The organism is Agromyces humi (assembly GCF_009720255.1).
Lineage (GTDB): Bacteria > Actinomycetota > Actinomycetes > Actinomycetales > Microbacteriaceae > Agromyces > Agromyces humi.
This window is the reverse complement of the sequence record NZ_WJSP02000316.1, coordinates 1-4387: the sequence shown is the minus strand read 5'-3', so window position 1 is coordinate 4387 and position 4387 is coordinate 1. Positions and strand designations below refer to the sequence as shown.

Annotated in this window: 5 protein-coding genes; all 5 read left to right on the top strand. The window is 71.3% G+C overall.

Annotated elements, in window-relative coordinates; translation table 11 throughout:
- On the top strand, positions 1 to 261 hold a 261-nt coding region (locus GH736_RS18020; protein WP_328596899.1), incomplete at its 5' end, for a 2-oxo-4-hydroxy-4-carboxy-5-ureidoimidazoline decarboxylase.
- The gene (uraH, locus tag GH736_RS18015) at positions 258 to 599 is read left to right on the top strand and encodes a hydroxyisourate hydrolase (RefSeq protein WP_159605781.1); all 342 of its coding nucleotides are present in this window, start codon (positions 258 to 260) and stop codon (positions 597 to 599) included. The genes GH736_RS18020 and uraH, both read left to right, overlap by 4 nt.
- Positions 600 to 602: 3 nt before the next feature.
- Positions 603 to 1508 carry a factor-independent urate hydroxylase gene (gene pucL, locus GH736_RS18010; protein WP_159605779.1) on the top strand — a complete coding sequence of 302 codons (906 nt, stop codon included), beginning with the start codon at positions 603 to 605 and terminating at the stop codon, positions 1506 to 1508.
- 309 nt (positions 1509 to 1817) lie between these two features.
- Positions 1818 to 2783, top strand: coding sequence for a hypothetical protein (locus tag GH736_RS18005; protein WP_159605777.1), 966 nt, complete (start codon positions 1818 to 1820; stop codon positions 2781 to 2783).
- A gap of 275 nt (positions 2784 to 3058) precedes the next feature.
- Positions 3059 to 4333, top strand: a complete 1275-nt coding sequence (locus tag GH736_RS18000; protein WP_159605775.1) for a saccharopine dehydrogenase family protein — start codon at positions 3059 to 3061, stop codon at positions 4331 to 4333.
- Positions 4334 to 4387 lie beyond the last annotated feature (54 nt).

The following is a 4387-nucleotide window of genomic DNA, read 5'->3' as shown; positions in this document are numbered from 1 at the left end:
GAGGCGGCCATGTCGCGCTCCGAGCAGGCGGGCGTCGACCCGGCCGACGCCCGGGTGGCCGACGCGCTCGCCGAGGGCAACCGGGCGTACGAGCAGAAGTTCGGGCGGGTGTTCCTCATCCGCGCCGCCGGCCGCTCGGCATCCGACATCCTGGCCGCGCTTACCGAGCGGCTCGGCCACACGGCCGCCGAGGAGGAGCCGATCGTCGCCGACCAGCTGCGACAGATCGCCGTCCTCCGACTGAAGGGACGCCTCGCATGACCACCTCCCGCATCACCACGCACGTGCTCGACTCGTCGACCGGCGTGCCCGCCCAAGGGATGCACGTCGAGCTCGCCGGTCGCGAGGGCAACGGCTGGCGGCAGCTCGACGCCGGCATCACCGACGTCGACGGCCGCATCATGCGGCTCGGCGGCGACGACCTGCCGGCGGGGGAGTACCGGCTCCGGTTCGACACCGGCGGCTACTTCCGGGCGCGGAACGCGGTGACGTTCTACCCCGAGGCGATCGTCACGTTCATCGTCACCGACGACGGCCGGCACGTGCACGTGCCGCTGCTCCTCAGCCCGTTCGCCTATTCGACCTATCGAGGGAGCTGAGCCATGACCGAGCCCGCGATCGTCCTCGGCGCCAACCAGTACGGCAAGGCGGAGGTGCGGGTGGTGAAGCTCACGCGCGACACGGCCCGGCACGAGATCGACGACCTGAACGTGACGTCGCAGCTGCGCGGGGACTTCACCGCGGCGCACCTCGCCGGCGAGAACGCCCATGTCGTGCCCACCGACACGCAGAAGAACACGATCTTCGCGTTCGCGCGAGACGGCATCGGCGCCCTCGAGGCGTTCCTGCTGCGGCTCGCCGACCACTTCACCGGATCCTTCGAGTGGGTGAGCGGCGGACGATGGGAGGCGGAACGGTTCGACTGGGAGCGCATCCGCACCGGCTCGGCCGAGCACGATCACGGGTTCGTGCGCTCGGGGCGCGAGGTGCGCACCGCCCTCGTGGTCGCCGACGGCGACGAGCGCCACGTGCTCGGGGGTCTCCGGGGTCTGACGGTGCTCAAGAGCACGGACTCGGGCTTCGTCGGGTACCCGAAGGATCGCTACACGACCCTCCCCGAGACGACCGATCGCATCCTTGCGACGGAGGTCACCGCTCGCTGGCGCTACGGGGTCGGCCGCGCCGATGTCGACTACGACAGGACCTACTCCTCGGTACGCGGCGTGCTGCTCGAGGCGTTCGCCGACGGCTACTCGCCAGGCCTGCAGGCGACCCTGTTCGAGATGGGCAGTCGCGTGCTCGAGCACCATTCGGAGATCGCCGAGATCCGGTTCTCGATGCCGAACAAGCACCACTTCCTCGTCGACCTCTCGCCGTTCGGCCTCGACAACCCGAACGAGGTCTTCTTCGCCGCCGACCGCCCGTACGGCCTGATCGAGGCGGCCGTCGTGCGCGAGGGCGACGCTACCCCTGCGGCCGCCTGGGACGGCGTGGCGGGCTTCTGCTGACCTCCCTCCGTTCCCCGCCCCTCCGCCCTCCTGTTCCCGCCCCTCCGCCCTCCTGTTCCCTCCCCTCCGTCCTCCTGTTCCCTCCGCCCCGCTCCCTTCCCCCATCCGAAATGTAGGAACTTCTCGCGCGCCCGCCGCGCGTCACGACCCCGGCACGCCGCCCCGTGCGCAGTTCTTCCTCCTTTTCGGCACACCCGACCGTGTCCCACCCCTCCGGCACTCCTCCTCCCACGCGGACCGCCGCCCGGAACTCCCACCACTCCGGCACGTGCGCCCCGATTCCGTGCGCGTCCTCGCGAGGCTCGTCCCATGCCCGACGTCCTCCGTGAGCTCGCCCGCCTCGGCCATGCTGCGCGCGTGGGCACGCTGCTCGCGCGCGGGGTGTCCCGCGCGGGGCTCCGTACCGGGCTCGCCGCGGGACTCGTGGAGCGCCCGCGCCACGGCTGGGTCGTCTCCCCGCTCGCAGACCGAGACCAGCTCCGCGCGATCGCGGCCGGCGGACGCATCGGGTGCGTTTCCGCATTGCGCCGCTTCGGCGTCTGGTCGGGTGTCGACGACGTCCTCCACCTGCAGGTGCACCGAACCGCCTCCCGCGTTCACCCGTCCGCCCGGTCACCCGGCGCCGAGAACATCGGCGTGTGGCATCCGTCGGTGCCGTCATCGAGGTCGCGCACGCGCACCGTCCGCCTGGCATCGGATGCCGCTCCGCGCGTGCATTGGGCGGTCGAGCGCGCGCCCAGCGCCGCCCTCGACTGGATCGTCTCGCCGGAGTCGGCGCTCGCGTGTGCGCTCCGGTGCCTGGACGCCGAGCACGGGAGCGCGGCGATCGACTCCGCGCTGCACGAAGGGGTGCTCACCAGGCGGCAGGTCGACGAGATCGTGGCGTCATTGCCCGATCGCACGACCGCGCTCGTCGACGAGTTCACGGACCGGCCCGAATCCGGCGTCGAGAGCCTGTTCGTGAGGCGGATCGCGAACGCCGGGTTCCGGGTCGAACCTCAAGTCGACCTGGCCGGATTCGGGCGGTACGACGGGGTCATCAACGGAAGCGTGCTCTTCGAGGTCGATGGTCGTGGGTTCCACTCGGGCGCCGGCGAGTTCTTCGCCGACCGGGACCGCACCCTCGTGGGCCTGGCGTTCGGTGTTCCGGTGATCAGGCCGAGCGCTCGGCACGTGGTCGACGAGTGGCCCCTCACGCTCGCAGCCGTGACTCGAACGGTCGCGGATGCCGAGATCGTGCGGCGCCACCGCGGCCTGCCGCCGATCACCGGCTGACGATTCGGCTGCGCGCCCAGGTCGGCCCTTTCAGGGCCGAACGGGTGCCCGCGGATCCGCTCCCCGTGCGGAATGTAGGAAGACACGCCGGGAAGGCACCGGGAACGACGGTGACACGCCGTTGGTCGCTCGGAAGTTCCTACATCTCGTACCGGGAGGGTAGGTGAGCGGATGCCGCGGGCGCGCGCTCGCGCCCGCACGACCCGTGCGGAATCCGCGTGATCCCGAGACGCCGCGCCATCGACTGGGCATCCCGCCCGCGATAGCGTCGGGGGATGCGGATCCTCCTCGTCGGCGCCGGAGGCGTCGGAGATGCCATCGCGAAGATCGCGGCTCGTCGCGACTTCTTCGAGCTCCTCGTCGTGAGCGACTACGACGAATCGCGGGCGGAGCGCACCGTGGAGTGGATCCGCGAGCGGCACGGCGACGCGGTGGCGGCGCGGTTCGCGACGACCCGCATCGATGCGAGCGATCCCGAGGTCGTCGCATCCGTCGCCCGCGAGATGCGCGCCACGCACGTGATGAACGCGGTCGAGCCGAAGTTCGTGCCGTCGATCTTCGCCGGGGCGCTGGCCGCCGGGGCCGACTACCTCGACATGGCGATGAGCCTGTCCGAGCCGCATCCGACCGACCCCTACGCGCAGACCGGGGTGAAGCTCGGCGACGACCAGTTCGCCCAGGCGCCCGACTGGCAGGCCGCGGGCCGGCTCGCGCTCGTCGGGATGGGCGTCGAGCCGGGGTTGTCGGACGTGTTCGCACGGTACGCCGCCGACCACCTGTTCGAGTTCATCGACGAACTCGGCGTACGCGACGGGGCCAACCTCGTCGTCACCGACGAGGAGGGCAACGAGATCTTCGCCCCGTCCTTCTCGATCTGGACGACGATCGAGGAGTGCCTGAATCCGCCCGTGGTCTGGGAGAAGGACGCCGGATGGTTCACCACGCCGCCGTTCAGCGAGCCCGAGGTCTTCGAGTTCCCCGAGGGCATCGGCCCGGTCGAGTGCGTCAACGTCGAGCACGAGGAGGTGCTCCTCATGCCCCGCTGGGTCGACGCGAAGCGCGTGACGTTCAAGTACGGCCTCGGCGACGAGTTCATCAACGTGCTGAAGACCCTGCACCTGCTCGGCCTCGATTCGACGACTCCCGTGCGCGTGCGGTCGGCGAACGGCCCGGTCGAGGTCGCCCCGCGCGATGTGGTCGCCGCGTCACTTCCCGACCCGGCCACCATCGGTCCGCGGATGACGGGCAAGACGTGCGCGGGCCTCTGGGTCACCGGCATCGGCACCGACGGCGAGCCGCGCGAGGTGTACCTGTACCACGTGTCCGACAACGAGTGGACGATGGCCGAGTACGAGGCGCAGTGCGTGGTGTGGCAGACGGCGCTGAACCCGGTCATCGCGCTCGAGCTCCTCGCCACCGGCGCCTGGACGGGGAGCGGCGTGCTCGGCCCCGAGGCGTTCGACGCGGCGCCGTTCCTCGAGCTCATGGCCCGGCCCGAGTCCGACGGTGGCTACGGCCAGCCGTGGGGCATGGAGGACCGGCTGGCGTGACCGTCACCGAGGCTGCCGCGGCCGAGGCCGAGGCGATGGCGGATGCCGCGGACG